This window comes from Embleya hyalina, from assembly GCF_003967355.1.
Lineage (GTDB): Bacteria > Actinomycetota > Actinomycetes > Streptomycetales > Streptomycetaceae > Embleya > Embleya hyalina.
In genome coordinates this window covers 26,171-49,374 of record NZ_BIFH01000049.1, presented here as the reverse complement: position 1 = coordinate 49,374, position 23,204 = coordinate 26,171, and the positions used below count along the sequence as shown (strand labels likewise).

Here is a 23,204-nt window from a genome sequence, read left to right as displayed (position 1 = left end):
GCCGAGCCCGGAGCCGATCGCATTTACGCCGGAGTCCCGGCCCGGGAACCGGTCCGGGATCGCTCGCGGCCGAGACCGCGAGCCCGCCGGCGACCCCGTCCGCGCCCCCGCGCGCGGGTCAGCCGAGCCAGCGCCGCAGCCGCTCCTCGCTGTCCCCGATCAGCGCGATCTCCACGTGCTCGTCCCGCTTGTGCGCCAGGTTCGGATCGCCCGGCCCGTAGTTCACCGCCGGGATGCCGAGCGCGGAGAAGCGCGCGACGTCGGTCCAGCCGAACTTGGCCCGGGGCGGGGTCCCGATCGCCGCCACGAACGCCGCCGCGGCGGGCCGGTCCAGACCGGGCAGCGCGCCGGCGGCCTCGTCGGTGAGCACCACGTCGAACCCGGCGAACACCTCGCACACGTGCGCCAGCGCCTGCTCGACATCGCGATTGGGCGCGAAGCGGAAGTTGACCGTCACCGCGCACGCGTCCGGGATCACGTTGCCCGCGACCCCGCCCTCGATCCTCACCGCGTTCAGCCCCTCGCGGTATTCGAGGCCGTCGATCTCCACCCGCGCGCCCTCGTACGCCCGCAACCGGGCCAGGATCGGCGCCGCGGCGTGGATCGCGTTGTCGCCCAGCCACGAGCGGGCCGAGTGCGCGCGGGTACCGGTGGTGCTCACCGTGGCCCGCAGCGTGCCCTGGCAGCCGCCTTCGACCGCGCCGCCGGTGGGCTCCATCAGCACCGCGAAGTCGGCGACCAGCCACTCGGGGTGGTTGTTCGCCAGCCGCAGCAGCCCGTTGCGGGCGGCCTCCACCTCCTCGCAGTCGTAGAACACGTAGGTGACGTCGCGATTGGGCTCGGGCAGGTGCGCGGCGAGCCGCAGTTGCACCGCGACGCCGCTCTTCATGTCGGAGGTGCCGCACCCGTACATCAGCGGACCCTCGATCCGGGACGGCAGGTTGTCCGCGATCGGCACGGTGTCCAGATGGCCCGCGATCAGGATGCGCTCGGCGCGCCCGAGTTCGGTGCGGGCGACGACCGAGTCGCCGTCCCGGTGCACGGTCAGGTGCGGGAAGGCGCGCAGCGCCTCCTCCACCGCGTCGGCGAGCACCCGCTCGTCGCCGCTGACCGACGGGATGTCGACGAGTTGCGCGGTGAGCGAGGCCGCGTCCTGGGACAGATCGAGCTTCACGGTCATGCCGAGCAGCCTATCCCCGTCCCCGAACGCGGCCCTCGACCCGACGCCGGGCGCCCGCGAGCGCGTTCAGTCCTCGTGCAGCCGCTTCACGCCCGCCGCGACCCGCTCGTCGGTCGCGGTGAACGCGAGCCGCACGTGCCGGTCGCCCAGCGGGCCGTAGAAGTCGCCCGGCGCGACCAGGATGCCGCGCTCGGCGAACCAGGCCACGGTGTCCCAGCAGTCCTCGTCGCGCGTGGCCCACAGGTACAGGCTCGCCTGCGAGTGCTCGATCCGGAAACCCGCCGCCTCCAGGGCGCCGCGCAGCGCCGCGCGCCGGGCCGCGTAGCGCGCCTTCTGCTCCGCCACGTGCTCGTCGTCGGCGAAGGCGACGGTCATCGCCGCCTGCACCGGGCCGGGCACGATGTGCCCCGAGTGTTTGCGCACCGCGAGCAGTTCGCGGATCACCGCGGGGTCGCCCGTGACGAACCCGGCGCGATAGCCGGCCAGGTTGCTGCGCTTGGACAACGAGTGCACCGCGAGCAGACCCCGGTGCGAGTCGCCGCAGACGTCGGGGTGCAGCACCGACACCGCCTGGGCGTCCCAGCACAGCTCGATGTAGCACTCGTCGGAGACGACCAGCACGTCGTGCTCACGGGCCCACGCCACGATCTCGCGCGTCTGTTCGAGCGTGCGCACCGCGCCGTGCGGGTTGCCCGGCGAGTTCAGCCAGATCATCCGCACCCCGGCGGGATCGGGCAGGGTGCCGTCCACCACCGGCAGCGGGGTGGCCCCGGCCAGCCGCGCGCCCACGTCGTAGGTGGGGTAGGCCAGCGCCGGGTGCGCGACGATGTCGCCCGGGCCGAGCCCGAGCTGGTTGGGCAGCGCCGCGACCAGTTCCTTCGTACCCATCACCGGCAGCACGGCGTCCGCGCTCGCCCCGGTGACGCCGAGCCGTCGGCGCAACCACCCGGCGATCGACTCGCGCAGCTCCGGCTTGCCGAACACGGTCGGGTAGCCCGGCGCGTCGGCGGCGGCGCACAGCGCGGCGCGGATCGGCTCCGGCGTGGGGTCGACGGGGGTGCCCACCGACAGGTCGACCACGCCGTCGGGATGGGCCCGCGCGCTCGCGCCGAACGGCTCGAGCCGGTCCCAGGGGAAGACGGGGAGCAGGTCGGTGACGCGACGTGCTTCCCGGCCCCGCGCGTCGGCGGGGTCGGGAAGCGGCCGCGCACCGCTGTGCGAAGCGGTCACGACGCTCTACTCGCCGGTCGCCTGCGGCGGCAGCGCGGCGATGAGCGGGTGGTCCTTGGCGATCAGACCCATCTTCGAGGCGCCGCCCGGGGAGCCGAGGTCGTCGAAGAACTCCACGTTCGCCTTGTAGTAGTCCTTCCACTGCTCCGGGGTGTCGTCCTCGTAGAAAATCGCCTCGACCGGGCAGACCGGCTCGCAGGCTCCACAGTCGACGCATTCGTCGGGGTGGATGTACAGCGCACGCTCACCCTCGTAGATGCAGTCGACGGGGCACTCCTCGATGCATGCCTTGTCCTTCAGGTCGACGCAGGGCTGCGCGATGACGTAGGTCACGTCGGGTTCCTCCTCATGCGGGCGGTACAGGGTGCGCGGGAGCGCGGCAACGTCGGTGCCCGCAACTAGTATCGCGGTGGGCCGGGGCCTACTCCTAGCAGGTGGCCCTTACCTGTGGGCCGGGAACATGTCAGCAGACGTGGGCGGACGAGGTCAGCACGGATCGGGGATGCCGGACAGGTGAAGAGGATCACACCGCGCGATGTGGGCAGACGCGTGTCGGTGCGCCGCGAACTGCCGCCCGAGGACGCCGAGGCGAGCTATTCCGACGTCGTGGGCGACCTCGTGGACTGGCGCGACGGTGTGCTGACAATCACCCGCAGGGACGGCAGTATCGCCCGGGTGGCGGAAGCGAGCATCGTCGCCGCCAAGGTCGTGCCGCCACCCGTGCGGCGGCTCACCCCGGCCCGCCTGCAGGACGTGGCCAGTCGATCCTGGCCCGCCCCCGAGGTCGCCGCGTTCGGCGAGTGGCTGCTGCGCGCGGCCGGCGGATTCACCCGGCGGGCCAACTCGGTACTGGTCCTGGGCGAGCCCGACATGCCTTTCCCGGAGGCACTCGATCGAGTGAATGCCTGGTATTCGGCGCGCGATCTGCCGACGCTGTTCCAGGTGGCGCACGAGGACCCGTTCGACCGTTTCCTCGACGCCGCCGGGTGGCTGGCCGAGGGCGACGCGCTGATGCGCACCGGGCGCCTGGTGCGCGCGGCCGACGTGCTGCGCGACGTGGACGCGGGCCGGGTCGAGATCGGGACCGCCCTCACCGACGAGTGGGTGTCGCTCTACCACCGCGTCGCGCGACACGCCGGCGGCGCCGAGCGGCACGTGCTCCAGGGGCCGCCGGGGACGCTGTTCGCGACCGTGTCCGACCCGGAGTCGGGCCGGCCGGTCGCCATCGGCCGGGTGTGCGTGCTCGGCCGCTACGCGGGCTTCGCCGGCCTGGAGGTGGACCCGGCGCACCGCAGACGCGGCCACGCGCGGGCGATCGTCAAGGCGCTGACCGACCGGGCACTCGCGGGCGGCGCGGTCACCGGCTGGCTCCAGGTGGAGTCGGACAACCGGGCGGCGCGCGAGCTCTACGACGCGCTCGGCTACACCGACCACCATGGCTACCACTACCGCCGCTCCCCGGGCGCCACGTGAGCGCTCCCGGGAGTCCCCGCGACCGGTTCGCCGCGGTCGTGCGGGCCGACGAGGTGGATCTGGCCGAGGCCGCGCTGTTGATGGGCGTCGAGGTCGATCCGGCGTTCGATCCGGCCGTGGGGATCGCCGAGCTGGAGCGGCTCGCGGCGGCGGTGCGGGCCGAGGCGGGGTCCGCCTTCGACCCGTCGAGGGCCGCCGCGGCGCTGGCGCGGGTGCTCGGCGGGCGGGCCCGGTTCCTCGGACAGCAGTCCGACTACGCCGACCTGCGCTCGTCGCTGCTGCACGAGGTGCTGCGCCGCCGGCGCGGGCTGCCGATCCTGCTGTCGGTGGTGTGGATCGACGTCGGCCGCCGGGCCGGGCTGCCGGTGTACGGCGTCGCGTTGCCGGGACATTTCGTGGTCGGGATCGGGGATCCCGACGGCGAGTTCGAACTGGCCGACCCGTTCCACGGCGGGGTGCCGCTGTCGGTGTCCCGGGCCCGCCGACTGGCCGCGGAGGCGGGTGGCCGGCCCGGCGATCCGACGCTGCTGCAACCGGCGCGGCCGACCGCGATCCTGCTCCGGATGTTGAACAACATCCGCGCCTGGGCGGCGCAGCCCGAGCGCGGGATCGAGGGCGCCTGGACCCGGCTGTGGGCGGTCGAGCTGTCCCTGCTGCTGCCGCGCCACCCGGCGGCGCTGCGCCACGAACGCGGCACACTGCTCGCCAGGACCGGGCAATTCGCGGCCGGCGCACGGCAGTTGGAGGAGTACGCCGAACTGGTCAAGCACATCGACCCCAAGGCCGCCGAGGGCATGCTCACCGAGGCCAAGGCGGCCCGGGCCCGGCTGAACTAGCGAGCCGGCGCCTGTCCGCCGGGTCACCCGGCCCGGCGGGGCCCGGTCCGGATCCGCCGCGCCCCGCCCGCGCGCTCAGCCGCCGAGGGCGCGCAGGAATGCCTCCGGCTCCTGGGCGATCCCGCTGCACGAGGGGTCGGCGCCGGTCTCGGTCGCGGTGCCGTCGGGGCACGGTCGGTCCCGCGCGGCGGACCACCACGCGACCCGTCCCAGGTGGTTCTGTCGGGCGAAGTCGGCGAACCGGCGCGCGTCGTCCAGGGTGAACACCTCCCCCGGCACGTCGTTGCGGCCGATCATCACCGTCACCGACACCCGCCGCCAGGCCTGTTCCTCGGTCAGGTGCGGCCACACCTCGCGGATCTGCGCCTGGAGCGCGTGCGCGGCGTCGGCGGCGAAGCGGCCCATCCGTCCCTGCGGCCGGGGCGCGACCCCGGCGCCGTAGTTCATCGCCTTGATGTTCACGTAGGAGACGTCGATCTGCCGCGCGGCGGCGTCCCGCAGCAGCGCCTTGGCCTCGTCGCCCAGGCCCTGGAGCGGATGCACCGGCAGCGAGTAGCCGACGTCCACCCGTCGATCCGCACGCCGGGCGTCCTCCTGGAGCAGCCGCAGCGCGGCGTTGCGCCGCTGCATCACATCCGGGCGGACCAGCGCGCGGCCCTCGATGTCCAGGTCCATCGCGTCGGTCCCGGTGGCGTCCAGGACCTGCCGGTAGGCGGCCGTCAACTCCTCCGGGCTGCCGCAGGACACCGCGAGGTCGGCGCCGCCGGCGCCGCCGAAGGCGACCCTGATCGATCCGCCGGCCTCGCGCAGCGCGGCGATCCGGGCGATGGTCGCGGGGTCGTCGAGGCGGGTCACCCCGCCCCACATCGGCCGGCAACCACCGCCGTCCACGACGTAGGCGAGGGTGCGGTCGCGCACGCCGGACGATCCCGCCAGCGTGGGGTCCAGCGTCATGTCCAGGTAGGGCGCGAGGTGTTCGATCGTGCCCGCGCGCGGTGTGGCGTCGGTCGGGGGCGCGGTCGTCGGCGGGGCCGAGGGGGTCGACGTCGCCCCGCCGCCCCGGCCGGTGCCGGTCGGGGTCGGGGTGCCGGTGTGCCGGTCGAGGCCGGCGGACGCGCTCGCGGCCGGCGTCGCCCCGGACGGGGTGGCCGGCTCGTCCGGTCCGGTCCCGGCCGACCCGCCGCACGGCTTGTCGTTGATCGTGCAGGCGGTCGGCCCGTCGGCGCGCACCGGCTCGGTCGCGGTCGGCGCGCCGGCGCCGTCCCGGCGGACCTCGAAGCCGACCACGATGCTCTCGCCCGGCCGCAGCGCCCGGTTCCAGTTCTCGTTGCGCACGGTGTAGCGGCCGGCCGCCGGTTCCAGCCGGCCGTTCCATATGGTGGCGATCCGCATGCCCGCCGGCAGGTCGAAGCGCAGGGTCCAGCCCTCGACCGTGTCGGAGCCGGCGTTGCGCAGCACGTACTGGCCGCTGTATCCGCTGGGCCAGGATCCGGTGCGCACGTAGTCGGCGCTGAGCAGGTGATCGGCGTCGGACGAGTCCCCGGACAGGGCCACCACCAAGGCGGCCGGCAACGCGGCGAGCGCGGCACTCGCGGCGGCCCAGCGGATGCGTTCCCGACGGGGACGACGGGTGCCCGGTTCGGGACCGCCTGCCCGGTGCGACCCCATGCCCATTCCTCCGACATCCTCTCCGACGGCACTCGGGCCGCCGGGCACGAGGACTCTACCGGCCTTCGGGCCCCGGTCCCATCGATCCTCCCGGGGCGGCCGACGGGAAGATCCGTTGTCCCACAACGAGGGATGTCGGTCCCACATTCCGTCGGCGACCCGTACGCCACCGGGGCGGCCGCGCGATCCGGACACCCGGACCGGCGCCGGTCAGAGCCAGCCGTTGTCGTGCGCGATGCGCACCGCGTCCGCACGGTTGCGGGCGTGCGTCTTGCCGATGCACGAGGACAGGTGGTTGCGCACGGTGCCCTCGGACAGGTGCAGCAGGGTCGCGATCTCGGACACCGTCGAGCCACCCGCCGCCGCGCGCAGCACGTCGCGCTCGCGCTCGGTCAGCGGGTCGGCGCCGACCGAGAGCGCGGTGGCCGCGAGCGTGGGGTCGATCACCCGCTCGCCGCGCAGCACTCGGCGTACGGCGTCGGCCAGTTGCGCCGCGGGCGCGTCCTTGACCAGGAACGCGTCCACGCCCGCCTCCATCGCCCGGCGCAGATAGCCCGGACGGCCGAACGTGGTCAGGATGACGATCCGGCATCCGGGCAGCGCCGCGCGCAACTCGGCGGCGGCGGCCAGACCGTCCCGCCCCGGCATCTCGATGTCCAGCAGCGCCACGTCGGCGCCGCTCGCCCGCACCGCCTCGACCACCTCGTCCCCACGCGCGACCTGGGCGACGACACGGATGTCCTCCTCCAGGCCGAGCAGCGCGGCCAGCGCCTCGCGCACCATGGCCTGGTCCTCGGCGAGCAGTACGTTGATCACGGCCCGAACGTTAGCGGGTCGCTCCCGGAGCTCCGGGGGCAATCCGGCGCTCGGCGGTCTTTCCGGGAAGCACCGGGACCGAAGCGGTCAACCCGAACCCGCGTCCGTACTCCCCGCCGCCGACCTCGATGGTGCCGTCGGCCAGGGCGAACCGCTCGCGCAGTCCGGTCAGCCCGTTGCCCTCGCCGCCCGTCGCGCCGCGCCCGTCGTCGCGGATGTCCAGGCGCCACATCGCACCGGTCTCCAGGCGCACCGTGCAGCGCCGCGCCCCGCTGTGCCGCATCGTGTTGGTGACCGCCTCGCGCAGCGCCCAGGCGAGTACGGCCTCCGCCTCCGGGTCCGGGCACTGCGGCCACTGCTCGGGCACCACGGTCAGCTCGATGCCCACCGCCCGGGCCGCGATCCGCGCGCCCGCCAGCTCGACCGCGAAGGTCGGCCGTCGGTAGCCGCTCACCGCCTCGCGCACGTCCACGAGCGCCTGCCGGCCGACCCGCTCGATATCGGCGACCTGTTCGGCCGCGCGGTCCACGTGCTCGGGCAGGAAGCGGCCGGCGAGTTCGCTCTTGAGCGTGATCAGCGACAACGAGTGGCCGAGCACGTCGTGCAGGTCCCGGGCCATCCGCAGGCGCTCCTCGTTGGCCGAGAGCCGGGCCACGATCTCCCGGGCCTCGCGCAGCTCGACCAGGGTCTCCAGGAGTCGGCGCACCCCGATCATCACCCCGCCGGTGAGCACCGTGACGAACGCCAGGACCAGCACGTCGTCGCCGGCCGCGCCGAGCAGCACGCCGAGCCCGACCCCGGAGACCACGCAGCCCAGGATCCCCCACATCGACCGCGGGAAGCGCAGCCCGGCCCCGATCGACACCGCGACGTAGACCATCAGGCCGAGCCAGGCGTCGTCGAAGGTCAGGATCAGCCCGACCGCGACCGCCCACAGCAGCAGGCAGGCGCCCAGTTGGGCCCGCTCGGTGTCCAACGTCCGGCGCAGCACCGCCTCCACCCCACCGAACAGGCCGAACCAGCCGACCCCGCCGAACACCAGCGCGACGTAGCAGACCACCACCACGAGCAGCCCGATCGAGCCCACCGTCAGTCGCACCGGCCCGTACCCCTCGGTGGCCAGGTCGTGCACCACCGGGGTCAGGAAGAACAACCAGAGCAGCGACCACGACATCCGGATGGCCCGCCCCCGCGTCGAGTCCTGCCGTGTCGCGTCCGACCACCGCATGTCACGCGCTCCTTCTCGGGAACAGGTCCCACCACGCCTCGGGACCGTCCCGTCGGGCGAGCGGCCCCGGCTCAGGCCGCCACCTTCTGCTCGTCGCGACGGTAGCGCCAGGCGGCCAGCGCGGTGAACGCGACCAGGTACACCGCGAGCACCACCACGTCGGCGACCCGGGGCCGATGCCCGGCGAGCACCTCCCAGCCCAGTTGCCCGTAGCGATACGTCGGCATCACGTGGCCGATGTCCTGGAGGATCTGCGGAAACCCGCTCAGCGGGACCCACATGCCACCCAGCACCGCCATGCCCAGGTAGACCAGCATGAACAGCGGCTGCGCGGAGTCGGGGGCGACCAGGTAGCCGAGCCCGATCCCGAGCACGGCGAACACGAACGAGCCGAACCACAGCGCGATCACGATCACGCCCCACTGCCACGCGTCCAGCCGTACCCCGCGCAGGAAACCGGTGAAGAGCACGAGCACGATCGCGGGCAGGCCGACCACCGCCGCCGAGACGAGCTTGGAGATCACGTACTGCCGCCCGGTGAGCGTGGTCAGCCGCAACTGCCGGGTCCAGCCGCTCTGCCGCTCCGCCGCGATCCGCTGCACACCGGCGCTGAGCACCGCGCCGACCGCGCCGAAGGAGGCCATCGACACCATCACGTACGCGGACACGTCGGTGCCGTCCACGTCCCCCGACTGGCTGCCGAAGATCAGGTACATCGCGACCGGATACGCCAGCGTGAAGAGCAGGTAGCGGCGGTTGCGCACCATCCTCAGCACTTCGAGTCGCATCAACGTCCTCATGCCGGGATCCCCTTGCCTTCCGCCTCGTCCGCCTGCTGGGTGATCGCCAGGAACGCCTGCTCCAGACCGAGGCCGGCGACCTCCAGGCCGCGCGGACGCAGGCCGGCGGCGTAGATCGCGGCCACCGTCTCGTCGGCGTCGCCGCTGCGGATGCGCACGGTGTGGCCGCTCAGTTCGATGTGCGCGACGCCGGGCAGCGCGCGCAGCGCGGCCTCGTCCTCCTCGACCGCCCGGTCCAGGTCGAACGCGATTCGGCGCAGCCCGGCCCGGGCCTTGATCTGCGCGGCGCTCGCGTCGGCGAGCAACCGCCCCCGGTGCAGCACGAGCACCCGGTCGGCGACGTTGTCCGCCTCTTCCAGGTAGTGCGTCGCGAACAACACGGTGCGGCCCAGTTCGGCCTGCTCGCGCATGCTGACCCAGAACCGCTGCCGGCTGTCCACGTCCATCCCCGTGGTGGGCTCGTCCAGGACGATCAGGTCCACCTCACCCGCGATCGCCATCGCGAAGCGCACCCGTTGGGCCTGGCCGCCGGAGAGCTTGTCGACGTTCTTGTCGACCAGGTCCTCGATGCCGGCGCGACGCAGCACGTCCGCACGCGGCAGTGGGCGCGGATGCAGGTCGCGGGCCAGGCCGATCATCTCGCCGACGGTCACGTCCGGCATCAGGCCACCGCTCTGCAACATCGCGCCGACGCGTCCGCTCCTGATCGCCTCGCGCGGATCGCCACCGAACAGCGCGACCGTGCCCTCGGTGGGCCGACTCAGCCCGAGCAGCAGGTCGAGCGTGGTCGACTTGCCGGCACCGTTGGGTCCGAGCAGCGCGACGGTCTCCCCCTGGCGCAGTTCGAGGTCGAGCCCGTCCACGGCACGCAGTTCGCCGAAGCTCTTGCTCACCCCGCCGAGCGCGACGGCCGGCGCGGTCGTCTGTTTCCCAGCCGTGATCGTCATGCCCCCAGCCTGGCCGACCACCCGCGGCGGGCGAAGTGGGAAACCTCCTGATCACGGCATGACAGATGTCATGGGGGCGGGAACGAGTGTCCCGGGGGTGGGGACGCGGCTAGCGTTGCCGCCATGGTGCGACTGACCGACTCCCAGACCGGCAAGTCCGAACTCGTGACCGCCTCGATCGGCAGGCGGGTGCGGGTGGCCTACCCGAGCCGTTCGCTGCGCGCGGCGATCATCGCCGACACCTTCCGCCGGGTCGCCGGCCGACACCACCTGACCGTGACGGTCCATCACCTGCCCTATCGCGCGCAGGTGGCGGACGCGGCGGGCTACGGCCGGTACAACATGCCGCAGCCCACCACGGGGCGACCGGACGGCGCGATCGACCTGTACTTCGGCGAGGACGGGGACGAGGGGCCGCGCGCCCGGGTGCACGTGCTGCATCCGGCGGCGGTGGTCGACGCCGCGCCCCGCCGACCGGTCCCGCACCCCGAGGATCCGCTCGCGCTGCGGCTGGTCCTGCTCTCGCTGGCCGCCGACGAGCCGCTGCGCGGGGACCGCGCCGGGTACCACGGGGTGGCCGACGCGACGGCCGTCCTCGCCGAACTGCGCGCCCGGACCGCCACGTGCGCCGAGTCCCCGTCCGCGCCGATGCCGGCCGAGGCGATCGGGCCGATCCACGCCGCGCTCGACGCCGACCTGGACACCCGCACGGCGATCCGCCTCCTGGTCGAGTTGGCCCGCGACGAGAAGGTGCCACCGGGGGCACGGTTCGAGGCGTTGGCACACGTCGACCGGTTCCTGGCCCTCGAACTGTCGCGCGACGTGGGCCGGGCCGGGTCGTGAGGGCGTCGCGGGGGCCGGGCCGACACGGCGAAGGCGGGGCCGGATCGCCCGTCGTGCGATCCGGTCCCGCCTCGTGCGCTCGCCGCCTCGACGGCCGCTAGTCGTCCGACCTCCGTACCGGCGGTGCGCCCGGCGGGGGTGAGTCGGCCGTGCGGCCCTGGCCCTCGCCCTCGCCCGCGCCGCCGGTCTTGTCACAGGTGATCTTGTCGGCCGGGTCGTACTTGGTGTGGAACTTCTCCCGGGCGGTCTCCTTGCCGCCCTGGACGAAGACCCGGGTCACGTCGATCTTGAACCCGTCCGACGCGGCCTGCTCCACGCAGCCCGCCGACTTGTCCACCACCGACTTGGGCTTGATCACGTCGTACTTGCTGCCGGGCTCGGCCTTGATGTCGTCGTACTTGCGGGTGCCGAACAGCGTCACGGTCACCGTGGAATCGGTGTACGTGGACTCCAGGTAGACGTTCTTCCCGGAGTCGTTCTGGAACTTCAGGTCCAGCGACGGCCAGGCCACCGTGGCCTCGCGACCGGCCGGGTAGCGGTCGATCCAGAAGCTGTGCGGGCGGTGCATCACGTCCTTGAGCCCGGCGAAGAACACCGCGTTGAACGTGGTCGTGGCCACCTGCGAGACGCCGCCGCCGAAGTCGGTCTGGAAGCGCCCGTTGTTGATGATCGTGCCCTTGGCGAAGCCGTTCTCCGCGGTGCGCTCGCCGACCGTCTTGTTCAGGCTCCAGGTGTCGCCCGGCTTGATCACCGATCCGGTGATCAGATCGGCGGCCCGGTGGATGTTGGTCAGCCGGTACGCGGCGTACGGGTAGTTCGTGGTGTAGGTCGACATCACCTCGGTGATGCCCAGCTTGTTCGCCGCCTCCGTAGTCAGCGCGGGCTCGACCGGACCGAGGTTGACCTTCGCGGTGCGCGCCGCGCCGGACTTGGTCAGCACCGACAACACCGCGTCGGCCGCGGTGGCACCGGAGACGCCCTTGCCGGACACGGACGGCACGACGGTCACCTTCGCGCCGGCCGCGAGTTTGCCCTCCACCTTGAACGTGGCGTTCTTCGGCTTCTCGCCGACCGAGGAGAAGGTCTGACCCAGCTCCTCCTGGAGACCGTTCGCGTCGATCCTGGGCTGCAGCTTCCCGGCGGCGTCCGGGACCATGGTGAGGTACTTCGCCAGCGCCGCCGGGTTGAGCTTGAAGGACTTGGTACCGGCCGTCAGGGTCACCGGCCCCGACATCGCGGGCACCGCGAACTCGCGCATCGCCCGGTCCACTTCGGCCTGGGTGACCTTGGGGTCGGCGGCCTTGGTCGGCAACGCGACCGGACCGCCGCCGTGCAGGAAGGCCGCCTCGACCAGCTTGATCGCGGCGGGGGTGTCCAGCACCTTGCCCTTGGCCGGCGGCACCGCGGTGGCCTGGCCGCTCGCGAACGAGATCCCGCCGTCGACCTGCGCGCCGCCGGCCTCGGCGGCCAGCGCCTCCAACGCGGCGCCCAGCTTGACCGGGTCCACCACGGTGCGCGGTTGGGTCTCCCGGGTCTTGCCGAACATCGCGGGCACCGAGGTGAGCGGATTCATCCCGCCCTTGCTCGCCTCGCTGACGGTCGCGCGCGCGTCGAGGAGCAGCCCGGACGCGGCCGGTTCGAGCCGCAGCTCCTTGCCGCCGAGGTCGAGCAGTATCGGCTTGGTGGTGCGGTCGCCGAGCTTTTGTTCGAGCGTACGCACCGCCTCGTCGCGGGACTGGCCGCCGATGTTGACGCCGAGCACCGAGGTGCCGCGCGGCACCCCGCCGCCGGCGTAGGCCAGCGACGCGCCGTACACCCCGCCCAGGACCGCGATCCCGGCCGCGCAGGCGATCAGCGCCTTCGGCCTGCGCCGTCGGGGCGGGGCCGGGGCCGGGCGCGCCTCGTCGGTCCGCGCCTCGGCGCCGACCGGGTGCTCCTCGGCGGTCTCGGCCGCGTGCGCGTCGGTCGTGCCGTACTGCGGGAACCCGTGGTCGGCGGCGTCCTGCTCCTGCATCGTGCGGTATTCGTACGGCCCGTCCGAGTCGCCGTCCAGGGTCCACCGCGGCGCCTCCTGCGAGGGCAGCGGAGCCTGACCGCGCAGCACCACCGGCGGAATCGGCCGCGATCCCGGGATCTTGATGCTGACCCGGGTGGTCATCGTCTGGTCGCCGGAATCACCCGCGTCGGCGGGCGATTCGGCGTCCGTGCCGCCCACGGCCGGCGGGGTCGGCACGGGGCCGGCCTCCGGCGTGCCGAAGCCGGCGATCAGCCGACGCCGGCCCACCCGGTTCGGCAGCGCGCCGCCCTCGGTGGCCGACCGGGCCGCGTCCGAGGCGCCCGGATCGATCGGGTGTACGACCGGCTCGGCACCGGTGGGCACTCCGCGGCCGGCCTCGTCCGGGCCCGGCCCCGACGCTCCCGCGCCGTGCTCGCCCGCGACGCCGTACACGGTGTGCGGCGGCAGCGGCCGCTGTTGCTCGGGCGCCTGCGCCGGTCCGGGCTGCCCCGGCACATACGGCGTGGCCGGCGCGTCCGAGAACGGCACGGGTCCGGGCGCACCGGTGCCCTCGGTGGTCAGGCTCCTGGCCCCGGAGGCGCCGGGAACCCGCTGCGGCAGGCCGCCCGGTCCCGGCGGCGGCGCGGCCGCCTGCCGGGTCGGCGGCACGACGGGCGGCACATCGTCGTCCGCGCTGGGCCACGACGAACCTCCCGGCGGCCCCGCGACGGGCGCGGGCCGGGGCGGTTCGTCGTCGAACCACGACGCGAACTCGTCGTCGTCCCCGAACGGATCGGGAGACGGATGCGGAGACGACGCGGGCGCGGCGGATCGCTCACGGGCGGCGGGCGCCGACGACGACGGCCGCCCGCGTCCGAAGAACGGATGCGGATCACCATCGTGATCGTCGCGGCGCGGCCGCGCGCCCGGGTCGTCGGGCGTGGGGGGCTGGTCGTTACTCACGAAGAACGAGCTCTCCGACAGCTGAAGGTTGCGTGGCGGCGCGCGGCCGCCCCCGCCCGGGGTCGGACGGTATCCGGGAAAGTGCGACGGCGGTGCGTTGACACCCGCCGCGTGCGGGTCGTGACACGGCCTTCGAGGGATCTGGTGCTCCCCGCCGAAGGCACATGGGCGAACTCGGCCACCGAGGTTGCCCGGTACGACGGGCCGGAGGCGTCGGTCGCGACGGCCCCATGGACAGGGCATGACACGCACCGCACCTCGGCACACACAATACTGCGCTCCTGCCACGCCGTTACCTCGCACCGTCGCGTGCCTCCCGGCACGCGCCGTCGGCAAGCATGGCGGCGCAAGGGGTTCACCTCGTCCGCGTCTTCACCGATTCACCCGAAAGAAGGACGGGTTTGATGCCGCCCCAGGGGTAAGTGGCGGCGGCGACACCGAAGATGGTGCCACCCAGAAGGTAGATGTACGAGAGGAAGCCGCTGACGAAGATCCAGTCGCCCTCCGGCTTGGTCCAACTCGCCAGCCACAACACGGTGAGCATCCAGGCGGCGACCGGCACCGCGGCCCCGGCCTTGGTCTTCAGCAACGAGCCGCCGGCGACGAACAGGCCGCCGCTGCCCGCGAGCGAGACGATCAATCCGGCGGGCGGGTAGGCCGCCTGGGTGAACGCCCCGATGAAGGCGATCACCACGCCGAGCAGGAACAGCACGACGTATGCCGCGACGCGGCCGGCTTTCTCTGGCACGAGGGCTACCTTACGGGCGCAGTCCGGCGAACAGGTCGTCCTCGCGGCCGTCCGGGCCGGTGGGCCCGAGGTCGCCGCGGACCAGTCGATAGTGCTCGACCGCCATGATGCTCTGGCCGATGTTGTTGGACAGCGCGAAGAAGCCGTCCTCCACCGAGACCTGGGTGGGATAGGCGCGCAACGCCTCGAACTTGGCGTCGAGGTGGGCGCCCGCGTCCACCGCGGTGGTGACCTGGTCGTCGTCGACCGCGAACGGCAACTCGTCCACCTCGACCGCGGTGAACGGTACGTCCTGCCCGGCCTCGATCATGCGCTCGATGCCGGCCTTGAGGATCGACCGGGGCATCACGTTGTAGTAGATCTTCGCGATCGTCCACGACCGGCCCTCACCCTCGGCGTGGGTCGGGTCGGCGGCCAACTCGGCCGCGCGCAGCGCCACCCGGTGGGCCTGGATGTGGTCGGGGTGGCCGTAGCCGCCGCGCTCGTCGTAGGTGGCGAGCACCTGCGGCCGCACCTCGCGGATCACCGGCACCAGGTGCGCGGCGGCCTCCTCGACGTCGGCCTGCCAGAAGCAGTCGGGCCGCGCGTTGCTCGGCACACCCATCATCCCGGAGTCGCGGTAGCGGCCCGGACCGCCCAGGAAACGCTGGTCGAGGACGCCCAGCGCCTTCATCGAGTCGGCGATCTCGGTCATCCGGTGCGGCCCGAGCCCGTCCTCGCGGTCGGCCGCCAGGTGGGCCAGCTCGGGCACCAGGATCTCGCCCTCCTCGCCGAGGGTGCAGGTGACGAGCGTGACATGCACACCCTCGGCCGCGTACCGCGCCATGGACGCGCCGTTGTTGATCACTTCGTCGTCCGGGTGGGCGTGGACGAGCAGTAGTCGCAGCGGGCTCTCGACAGTGCGTTCGGTCATGCGCGACAGCCTACGCGCGCCGCCGGACACGCCCCGGACCGCCCGTTCAGGCCCCGCGCCCGGGCGGCGCCGCGTGCACCGCGACCAGGTAGTCGCCGCCGGGCACCCACGGCTCGCGGTCCCATCCGGCGTAGCGGGTGCGGCGCACCAGGCCGGCCGCCGCGCACGCTTCCTCGTACTCGGCGGCGGTGATCGTGGCCCCGACCCCGTCCGGGCCGCCCTCGAGGCTGAATCCGCTGACCAGGATCCCGCCCGGGCGCAACATCGCGGCCAGCGCGCGCACCACCTCGGCCTCGCTGCCGGGGGTCAGGAAGATCATCACGTTGCCCGCGGCCACGACCAGGTCGAAGCTCCCGCGCCCGCCGAGCTGCAGCGGGTCCAGGTCGGCCAGGTCGTCGAGCACCCAGGTCAGACCGGGCGCCGCCGCCTCGGCCTCGGCGAGCATCGACGCGTCCAGGTCGACGCCGACCACCTCGTGGCCCTGCCGGGCCAGCTCGATCGCCACCCGCCCGGTGCCGCATCCCGCGTCGAGGACGCGGGCGGGCTCGGCCAGCAGGTCGTCGCAGAACCGGGCCTCGCCGTGCAGGTCACGCCCTTCGGCCGCGAGCCGGCGAAACCGCTCGGCGTATTCGGGCCCTCGGGTGCCACCGGTATTGGCCAGCCATCGATTGGTCATGACAGACCAGCCTACAAAGCCCGGCCCACAGTCGACCCGGCGGCGACCTCACGGCCCCGCGTCGACACGGCTCACGCCCGGGGCGGCGGCTCAGAAATGGATCCCGTTCACCACGCCCGCGAAGCTCGTGCCCGCGTCGCGGATCGAGGGGGCCATCGACGTCGTGGAGAGATAGAAGCCGAGCAGGGCGCAGATGATCGCGTGCACCGGCTTGAGCGACGACTTCCGGACGAAGAAGACGACGGTGACACCGAGCAGCAGCACGGCGGAGACGGACACCACCACAGTCACGCACCTCCTGTGCGCAGGGACCCGCAGTTCGTGCTCGGGGAAGCCGGCCTGTGGGCCCAAAGGGACATGTCTACACACAGACTGTAAGCCAACGGTCACGAATCGCGTTCACTCGTTCAGCGGGCGCGAGGTGGTGTTCGTACTGCTGTCCGCACTCTCCCCCGGTCTCCCCTCCCCGTGCGCGTACGTCCCCGTACGCTGTGGCACATGAGCTCGGAGATCACATTTCCCCGGCAATACGCCCGCACGCAGCGCTTCACCCAAGGCGCTCCACGCAGCTTCGGCTTCGCCGACGGCAGGATCACATTCCTGCGGTCCAAAGCCGCCGACGACTCCACCACCTGCCTGTGGATCCTGGATCCGGACACCGGCGACGAGCGCTTGGTGGCCGACCCCGCGACGCTGCTCGGCGGCGCGGCCGAGGACTTGTCCGCCGAGGAGCGGGCCCGGCGCGAGCGCAGTCGCGAGGGGGCGGCCGGCATCGTCGGCTACGCGCTCGACAGCGCCGGGGATCTGGCGGTATTCACCCTTTCGGGCCGGCTGTTCGCCGTGTCCCCGTCCACCGGCGAGGCGCCGCGCGAGCTGGCCGTGCCCGGTCCGGTGATCGACCCTCGACCGTCGCCCACCGGCGAGTGGATCGCCTACGTGTCCGCCGGCACGCTGCGGGTGGTGGCCGCCGACGGCTCGGGCGACCGCGCGCTCGCCGAGCCCGACGGCGACGACGTCACCTGGGGCCTGGCCGAGTTCATCGCGGCCGAGGAGATGAGCCGCTACCGGGGCTACTGGTGGGCCCCCGACGGCTCCGCGCTGATCGCCGCGCGCGTGGACAACGCGCCCGTGGACCGCTGGTGGATCAGCGACCCGGCCAACCCGGCCGCGGCGCCGAGCGAGGTGGCCTACCCGGCGGCCGGCACCGCCAACGCCGAGGTCACCGCGTGGCTGATCGGCCTCGACGGCGCCCGGACCGAGCTGACCTGGGACCACGACGCCTACCCCTACCTGGCGAGCGTGCACTGGTCGGCCGGCGGCGACCCGCTCCTGAGCCTGCAACCGCGCGACCAGAAGGTGCTGCTCACCCTCGCCGTCGACGTGGCCGCCGGGACCACCCGCGAATTGCACCGCGAGCACGACGACGTGTGGATCGACCTGTTCCCGGGCGTGCCGGCGTGGACGCCCGACGGCCGGCTCGTCCGCCTGGTCGACGCCGACGGCGCGCGCCGCGTGGTGGTCGCCGACAAGGAGCTGACCGACCGGCGCCTGTTCGTGCGCTCGATCCTGGACGTGGCCGACGAGGACGTGCTGATCACCGCGTCGGCCGGCACCGACGCGGGCGCGCCCGAGATCGGCGAGATCCACGTCTACCGGGTCGCCCCCGACGGGGTCACCCGGGTGAGCGCCGAGCCCGGCGTGCACACCGCGGTGCGCGCCGGCGACACCACGGTCCTGGTGTCCGCCACGCCGGAGCGCTTCGGCACCCGGGTCGCGGTGCTGCGCGGCGGCGCCGAGATCGCCACGGTCGCCTCGCACACGGCCACCCCGGTGCTCACCCCCCGGGTCGAACTGCTCCGCGCCGGCGCCCGCGGCATCCCGTGCGCGCTGATCCTGCCGACCGGGTTCGACCCCGCGTCCGGCGAGCGGCTGCCGATCCTGATGGACCCGTACGGCGGCCCGCACGGCCCGCGCGTGCTCGCCGCGCGCAACCCGCACCTGACCTCGCAGTGGTTCGCCGACCAGGGCTTCGCGGTGCTGGTCGCCGACGGCCGGGGCACCCCGGGCCACTCCCCCGAGTGGGAGAAGTCGGTCCACCTCGACCTCGGCCCGATCAGTCTCCAGGACCAGGTGGACGCCCTGGAGGCGGTCGCCGCCGAGCGACCGTGGCTGGACACCACCCGGGTGGGCATCCGGGGCTGGTCCTACGGCGGCTACCTGGCCGCGCTCGCCGTGCTGCGCCGCCCCGACGTGTTCCACGCGGCGGTCGCCGGCGCGCCGGTAACCGACATGGCGCTCTACGACACGCACTACACCGAGCGCTACTACGGCATGCCCGCCGAGCAGGTCGAGGCGTACCGGCGCGGTTCCCTGGTGTCCGGCTCCGAACTGGGCGAGGTGGCGTCGACCCGACGGGCGCTGATGCTGGTGCACGGCCTCGCGGACGACAACGTGGTCGCGGCGCACACGCTGCGGCTGAGCGGCGCGCTGCTCGCGGCCGGCTATCCGCACGAGGTGCTGCCGCTGTCCGGGGTCACCCACATGACCCCGCAGGAGCAGGTCGCGGAGAACCTGCTGCTGTTCCAGGTCGCGTTCCTGCACCGCTCGCTCGCCCGCCCCGCGACCGACTGACGCCCGCCGGACACGACGACGCCCGCCGTTCCCGATTCGGGAACGGCGGGCGTCGTCGGTCGACGCGCGGTTCAGGACGCGCCGACGATGTCCTTCTCCTCGGCGAAGTGGCACGCGCTGTCGTGCGCGGCCAGTCCGTCCAGACCGGTGCGGATCTGCAGCAGCGGCTCCTGCTCGGCACAGATGTCCTGCGCCTTCCAGCACCGGGTGCGGAACCGGCAGCCCGACGGCGGGTTCGCCGGCGACGGCACGTCACCGGTGAGGATGATCCGCTCGCGGTGCTCGCGGCCGTCCGGGTCCGGCACCGGCACCGCGGACAGCAGCGCCTGGGTGTACGGGTGCGTCGGGTGGTCGTAGATCTGCGCGTCGGTGCCGATCTCGGCGATCCGACCCAGGTACATCACCGCGACCCGGTCCGAGATGTGCCGCACCACGGACAGGTCGTGCGCGATGAACAGGTACGACAGGCCCAGTTCGTTCTGCAGCTTCTCCAGCAGGTTGACCACCTGCGCCTGCACCGACACGTCCAGCGCGGAGACCGGCTCGTCCGCGATGATGATCTCCGGGTTGAGCGCGAGGCCCCGGGCGATCCCGATGCGCTGGCGCTGGCCGCCGGAGAACTGGTGCGGATACCGGTTGATGTGCTCCGGGTTCAGCCCGACCAGGTCGAGCAGTTCCTGCACGCGCCGCTTGCGGTCGCCGCGGGGGGCGACCTCCGGGTGGATGTCGTACGGCTCGCCGACGATGTCGGCGACCGTCATCCTCGGGTTCAGCGAGGTGTACGGGTCCTGGAAGACCATCTGGATGTTGCGGCGCACCGCCTTGAGCGCGCGCCCCGACAACTTCGCCAGGTCGTCGCCCTTGTACAGGACGCTGCCCTTGGTGATCGACTCCAGGTTCATCAGCAGTCGGGCCACCGTGGACTTGCCACAGCCCGACTCGCCGACCAGACCCAGCGTCTCGCCCTTCATCAGGTCGAAGGTGACGCCGTCGACGGCCTTGACCGCGCCGATCTTCTTCTGGAAGAGGATGCCCTGGGTGATCGGGAAGTGCTTGACCAGCCCCCGCACCTGAAGGATCGGCTCGCCCTGAGCCACGGGCTGAACGACCTTGCGCAGATCGGCGGCGGTCGCGCCGTTCGAGGACTCAGCCACGGACTTCTCCCTCCATCACGGTCTCCCAGAAGTGGCACGCGCTGCCCCGACCGGCCGAGATCCGGTGCAACGGCGGAACGTCGCTGCGACAGATGTCCTGCGCGTACGGGCAGCGCGGGTTGAACGCGCAGCCGGACGGAATGCGCATCAGGTTCGGCGGCAGACCCTTGATCGCGTACAGCTCGCGACCCTTGTGGTCCAGGCGCGGGATCGACTCCAGCAGACCCTTGGTGTACGGGTGCGTGGGCTGGCGGTACAGCTCGCGCACCGGCGCCTGCTCGACGATCCGGCCCGCGTACATGACCGCGATCTTGTCCGCGACGTCGGCGACCACGCCGAGGTCGTGGGTGATCAGGATCAGGCCCATGTTCCGCTCGCGCTGCAACTCCGCGAGCAGGTCCATGACCTGTGCCTGGACGGTCACGTCGAGCGCGGTGGTCGGCTCGTCCGCGATGATCAGCTCGGGGTCGAGCGCGAGCGCCATGGCGATCATGATGCGCTGGCGCATACCGCCGGAGAACTGGTGCGGGTAGTCGTCCACCCGATCCTTGGCCGCCGGGATGCGCACCTGGTCCATCAGCTCGATCGCCTTGAGCTTGGCGTTCTTGCGGGACATGCCGCGGTGCACGGTGAACATCTCGGCGAGCTGGAAGCCGACCGAGTACACCGGGTTGAGCGCGGAGAGCGCGTCCTGGAAGATCATCGAGATCTTCTGGCCGCGGATCTTCCGGCGCTCCTCCTTGGACATCTTGAGCATGTCCTTGCCGTGGAACCGGATCTCACCGCCGGTGATGTGCCCCGGCGGCATGTCCAGGATGCCCATGATCGTCTGCGCGGTCACCGACTTGCCCGAACCGGACTCGCCGAGCACGGCGAGCGTCTCGCCGGCGCTGACGTCGTACGAGACACCGTTGATCGCCTTCGCCACACCCTCGCGGGTGCGGAACTCGACGTGCAGGTTGTCCACTTCCAGGAGCGGCGCGGCGCCTGCCGAGCCCGATCCCTCGGGCTTCTTCTTCGTGTCGATCGTCGTCACTTGTCTGTCCCCTCCCTCAGCGGAGCTTCGGGTCGAGGGCGTCGCGCACCGCGTCGCCGAGCAGGATGAAGCTGAACACCGTGACCGAGAGGAAGATCGACGGGAAGATCAGCTGGTACGGCGAGTCGCGCAGCGCGGTGGTCGCCGAGCTGATGTCCGCACCCCACGAGATCTCGGTGGGCGGCAGCCCGATACCGAGGAACGACAGTGTCGCCTCGGTGGCGATGAAGGTGCCGAGCGAGATGGTCGCGACCACGATCACCGGGGCGATCGCGTTGGGCAACACGTGCCGACCCAGGATGCGGCCGGTGCCGGCGCCCAGGGCGCGGGCCGCCACCACGTAGTCGGACTTCTTCACGGTGATCACCGAACCACGCATGATGCGCGCGATCTGCATCCAACCGAAGATGCCGAGCGCGGCGACCACGGTCCACACCGTGCGGTCCTTGAACGAGCTCATGAACACCAGCGCCGCGAGCAGCAGCGGGATGCCGAAGAAAATGTCCGTCACCCGGGCCAGGATGGTGTCGAGCCAGCCGCCGAAGTAGCCGGACAACGCACCGATGAGACCGCCGATGACCACGATCAGCGCGGTCGTGGCGACGCCGACGATGATCGAGGCGCGGGCACCGAACACGGTGCGCGCGTACACGTCGCACCCCTGGACGTTGGTGCCGAACCAGTGGTCTCCCGACGGGTCCTTGTTGGTGTCCAAAATCGGACAGTGCCGCGGATCGATGTCGGTGAACACGCCCGGGAAGAACGCCATGAAGATCAGGAACAACAGCAGCACGCCGGAGACGTAGAAACTCGGGTTGTGCCGCAGCTCGCGCCACGCCTCGCCCCACGCGCCGCGGGGCTTGCTCTGCGGGCCCTGGACCTCGGGGGCCGCGTAGGCGCCACGCTTCTCCAGCGTCGTGCCCTCTTCGTCCGCCAACATCAGGCCGGGGTTCTCGATCGAGCCGAACTGGGGCTGCTCGTCGCTCGCCGTCGGCAGCTGTTCGCGCTGCTGCTTGTTCATGTCAGGCATACCGGATCCTCGGGTCCAGGACGGCGTACAGCAGGTCGACGATCAGGTTCATGACCAGATAGATCATCACCAGTGCCGCCACCGCGCCGACCACTGTCGAGCTCTCGTGCTTGGTGACCGCGAGGTAGATCAGGCGGCCGACGCCGTCGACGTTGAAGATGCCCTCGGTCACGATCGCGCCGGCCATCAGCGCGCCGAGGTCGGCGCCCAGGAACGTCACCACGGGGATGAGCGAGTTGCGCAGCAGGTGGCGGGTGACCACCCGGCGGCGCGGGAGACCCTTGGCCGTGGCCGTACGCACGTAGTCCGCGCGCATGTTCTCCGCGACGCTGGTTCGGGTCAATCGGGCGACGAAGGCCAGCGAGAGCGAACCGAGCACGAGGCCGGGCAGGACCAACTGACTCCAGGTGGGGTCGCCCACACTCGCGGTGGCTTCGAAGATGCCCCACTCGCTGCCGAGCCAGAACTGCGCGACGGTGCCGAGCACGAACACCGGGATCGAGATGACCACCAGGGTGCCCGCGAGGACCATGGTGTCCGCCAGCTTGCCGCGGCGCAGGCCGGACAGCAGGCCGAGGCCGACACCGATGACGACCTCGATCGCGAAGGCGATCATGGCGAGCCGGATCGACACCGGGAAGGCGCGCTTCAGCTCCTCGGCGACGGGACGGCCGTTGAAGCTGGTCCCGAAATTACCCTGGAGCAGGTCGGTGATGTAGTACCAGTACTGCACGATCAGCGGGTCGTTCAGGTGGAACTCTTCCCGCTTCAGGCGCACGAAGACAGGGTCGGCACCCTTGTCGCCGAACATGGCCGAGATGGGGTCGCCACCCAGCTGGTACACCATGTAATAGATCAAGAACGTGGTCCCGATGAACACCGGGATCATCTGGAGCAGTCGCCGTACGACATAACGCCCCATGCCAGCCTCCTGCTGTCGTCGTCGGCCCGAAGCGAGGATCGGACCCAGGCCGGCGTCGTGGATCGCACGTCGCCGGCCCGGCCCGTCACCGCCAAGATCCGGCCGCACCGATTG

Annotated in this window: 21 protein-coding genes; 4 read left to right on the top strand and 17 right to left on the bottom strand. The window is 72.4% G+C overall.

Going from position 1 to position 23,204, the window contains the following annotated elements; genetic code table 11:
* Positions 1 to 118: 118 nt before the first annotated feature.
* The 3 genes from dapE to fdxA form a co-directional block, all read right to left on the bottom strand.
* Positions 119 to 1,180 (bottom strand): succinyl-diaminopimelate desuccinylase, encoded by a 1,062-nt coding sequence (gene dapE, locus EMA17_RS45475; protein ID WP_126643093.1) that lies wholly within the window; start codon positions 1,178 to 1,180, stop codon positions 119 to 121.
* A 66-nt stretch (positions 1,181 to 1,246) separates the two neighbouring features.
* Positions 1,247 to 2,329, bottom strand: coding sequence for a succinyldiaminopimelate transaminase (gene dapC / locus EMA17_RS45470; RefSeq protein ID WP_126643146.1), 1,083 nt, complete (start codon positions 2,327 to 2,329; stop codon positions 1,247 to 1,249).
* Between the two features lie 87 nt (positions 2,330 to 2,416).
* Positions 2,417 to 2,743 (bottom strand): ferredoxin, encoded by a 327-nt coding sequence (fdxA, locus tag EMA17_RS45465; RefSeq protein WP_020556628.1) that lies wholly within the window; start codon positions 2,741 to 2,743, stop codon positions 2,417 to 2,419.
* Positions 2,744 to 2,923: 180 nt separating this feature from the next.
* Between fdxA and EMA17_RS45460 the strand changes: the two genes are divergently transcribed.
* Entirely contained in the window at positions 2,924 to 3,883 is a 960-nt protein-coding gene (locus EMA17_RS45460) for a GNAT family N-acetyltransferase (protein ID WP_246127314.1), read from the top strand.
* Positions 3,880 to 4,719 carry a SirB1 family protein gene (locus EMA17_RS45455; RefSeq protein ID WP_126643092.1) on the top strand — a complete coding sequence of 280 codons (840 nt, stop codon included), beginning with the start codon at positions 3,880 to 3,882 and terminating at the stop codon, positions 4,717 to 4,719. The genes EMA17_RS45460 and EMA17_RS45455 overlap by 4 nt, the downstream gene beginning before the upstream one ends.
* A 75-nt stretch (positions 4,720 to 4,794) precedes the next feature.
* Here the strand turns inward: EMA17_RS45455 and EMA17_RS45450 are convergent, their stop codons facing one another.
* From EMA17_RS45450 to EMA17_RS45430, 5 genes are all read right to left on the bottom strand, one after another.
* Positions 4,795 to 6,387, bottom strand: a complete 1,593-nt coding sequence (locus EMA17_RS45450) for a glycoside hydrolase family 18 protein (RefSeq protein ID WP_160161802.1) — start codon at positions 6,385 to 6,387, stop codon at positions 4,795 to 4,797.
* 210 nt (positions 6,388 to 6,597) lie between these two features.
* Complete coding sequence (locus EMA17_RS45445) at positions 6,598 to 7,203, bottom strand: response regulator transcription factor (protein WP_126643090.1); 606 nt, start codon at positions 7,201 to 7,203, stop codon at positions 6,598 to 6,600.
* 10 nt (positions 7,204 to 7,213) lie between these two features.
* Complete coding sequence (locus tag EMA17_RS45440) at positions 7,214 to 8,431, bottom strand: sensor histidine kinase (RefSeq protein ID WP_126643089.1); 1,218 nt, start codon at positions 8,429 to 8,431, stop codon at positions 7,214 to 7,216.
* Positions 8,432 to 8,502: 71 nt separating this feature from the next.
* Positions 8,503 to 9,231, bottom strand: coding sequence for an ABC transporter permease (locus tag EMA17_RS45435; RefSeq protein ID WP_126643088.1), 729 nt, complete (start codon positions 9,229 to 9,231; stop codon positions 8,503 to 8,505).
* Positions 9,228 to 10,178, bottom strand: coding sequence for an ABC transporter ATP-binding protein (locus tag EMA17_RS45430; protein WP_126643087.1), 951 nt, complete (start codon positions 10,176 to 10,178; stop codon positions 9,228 to 9,230). The genes EMA17_RS45435 and EMA17_RS45430 overlap by 4 nt, the downstream gene beginning before the upstream one ends.
* 123 nt (positions 10,179 to 10,301) lie before the next feature.
* On the opposite strand from EMA17_RS45430, the gene EMA17_RS45425 reads away from it, so the two are divergent.
* Positions 10,302 to 11,021 carry a hypothetical protein gene (locus EMA17_RS45425; RefSeq protein WP_126643086.1) on the top strand — a complete coding sequence of 240 codons (720 nt, stop codon included), beginning with the start codon at positions 10,302 to 10,304 and terminating at the stop codon, positions 11,019 to 11,021.
* A gap of 97 nt (positions 11,022 to 11,118) precedes the next feature.
* On the opposite strand, the gene EMA17_RS45420 is transcribed toward EMA17_RS45425, so the two are convergent.
* The 5 genes from EMA17_RS45420 to EMA17_RS45400 all read right to left on the bottom strand — a co-directional run bounded on the left by EMA17_RS45420 (position 11,119) and on the right by EMA17_RS45400 (position 16,602).
* Positions 11,119 to 13,980 carry a VanW family protein gene (locus EMA17_RS45420; protein ID WP_126643085.1) on the bottom strand — a complete coding sequence of 954 codons (2,862 nt, stop codon included), beginning with the start codon at positions 13,978 to 13,980 and terminating at the stop codon, positions 11,119 to 11,121.
* Positions 13,981 to 14,335: 355 nt separating this feature from the next.
* Positions 14,336 to 14,728, bottom strand: coding sequence for a DUF6113 family protein (locus EMA17_RS45415; protein ID WP_126643084.1), 393 nt, complete (start codon positions 14,726 to 14,728; stop codon positions 14,336 to 14,338).
* A gap of 10 nt (positions 14,729 to 14,738) precedes the next feature.
* Complete coding sequence (gene mshB / locus EMA17_RS45410; protein ID WP_126643083.1) at positions 14,739 to 15,641, bottom strand: N-acetyl-1-D-myo-inositol-2-amino-2-deoxy-alpha-D-glucopyranoside deacetylase; 903 nt, start codon at positions 15,639 to 15,641, stop codon at positions 14,739 to 14,741.
* 46 nt (positions 15,642 to 15,687) lie between these two features.
* Complete coding sequence (locus tag EMA17_RS45405) at positions 15,688 to 16,317, bottom strand: class I SAM-dependent methyltransferase (RefSeq protein WP_126643082.1); 630 nt, start codon at positions 16,315 to 16,317, stop codon at positions 15,688 to 15,690.
* A gap of 90 nt (positions 16,318 to 16,407) precedes the next feature.
* On the bottom strand, positions 16,408 to 16,602 hold the full coding sequence (locus EMA17_RS45400) for a DUF2304 domain-containing protein (protein ID WP_126643144.1): 195 nt from the start codon (positions 16,600 to 16,602) through the stop codon (positions 16,408 to 16,410).
* A 213-nt stretch (positions 16,603 to 16,815) separates the two neighbouring features.
* On the opposite strand from EMA17_RS45400, the gene EMA17_RS45395 reads away from it, so the two are divergent.
* Positions 16,816 to 18,948 (top strand): prolyl oligopeptidase family serine peptidase, encoded by a 2,133-nt coding sequence (locus tag EMA17_RS45395; protein WP_126643081.1) that lies wholly within the window; start codon positions 16,816 to 16,818, stop codon positions 18,946 to 18,948.
* 71 nt (positions 18,949 to 19,019) lie between these two features.
* On the opposite strand, the gene EMA17_RS45390 is transcribed toward EMA17_RS45395, so the two are convergent.
* Genes EMA17_RS45390 through EMA17_RS45375 form a run of 4 tightly spaced genes read right to left on the bottom strand, consistent with a single transcriptional unit; the run spans position 19,020 to position 23,090 of the window.
* Entirely contained in the window at positions 19,020 to 20,102 is a 1,083-nt protein-coding gene (locus EMA17_RS45390) for an ABC transporter ATP-binding protein (RefSeq protein ID WP_126643080.1), read from the bottom strand.
* On the bottom strand, positions 20,095 to 21,138 hold the full coding sequence (locus tag EMA17_RS45385; RefSeq protein ID WP_126643079.1) for an ABC transporter ATP-binding protein: 1,044 nt from the start codon (positions 21,136 to 21,138) through the stop codon (positions 20,095 to 20,097). Before EMA17_RS45385 ends, EMA17_RS45390 begins: the two co-directional genes overlap by 8 nt.
* 16 nt (positions 21,139 to 21,154) lie before the next feature.
* Positions 21,155 to 22,168 carry an ABC transporter permease gene (locus EMA17_RS45380; protein WP_126643078.1) on the bottom strand — a complete coding sequence of 338 codons (1,014 nt, stop codon included), beginning with the start codon at positions 22,166 to 22,168 and terminating at the stop codon, positions 21,155 to 21,157.
* Entirely contained in the window at positions 22,161 to 23,090 is a 930-nt protein-coding gene (locus EMA17_RS45375) for an ABC transporter permease (RefSeq protein WP_126643077.1), read from the bottom strand. Before EMA17_RS45375 ends, EMA17_RS45380 begins: the two co-directional genes overlap by 8 nt.
* Positions 23,091 to 23,204 lie beyond the last annotated feature (114 nt).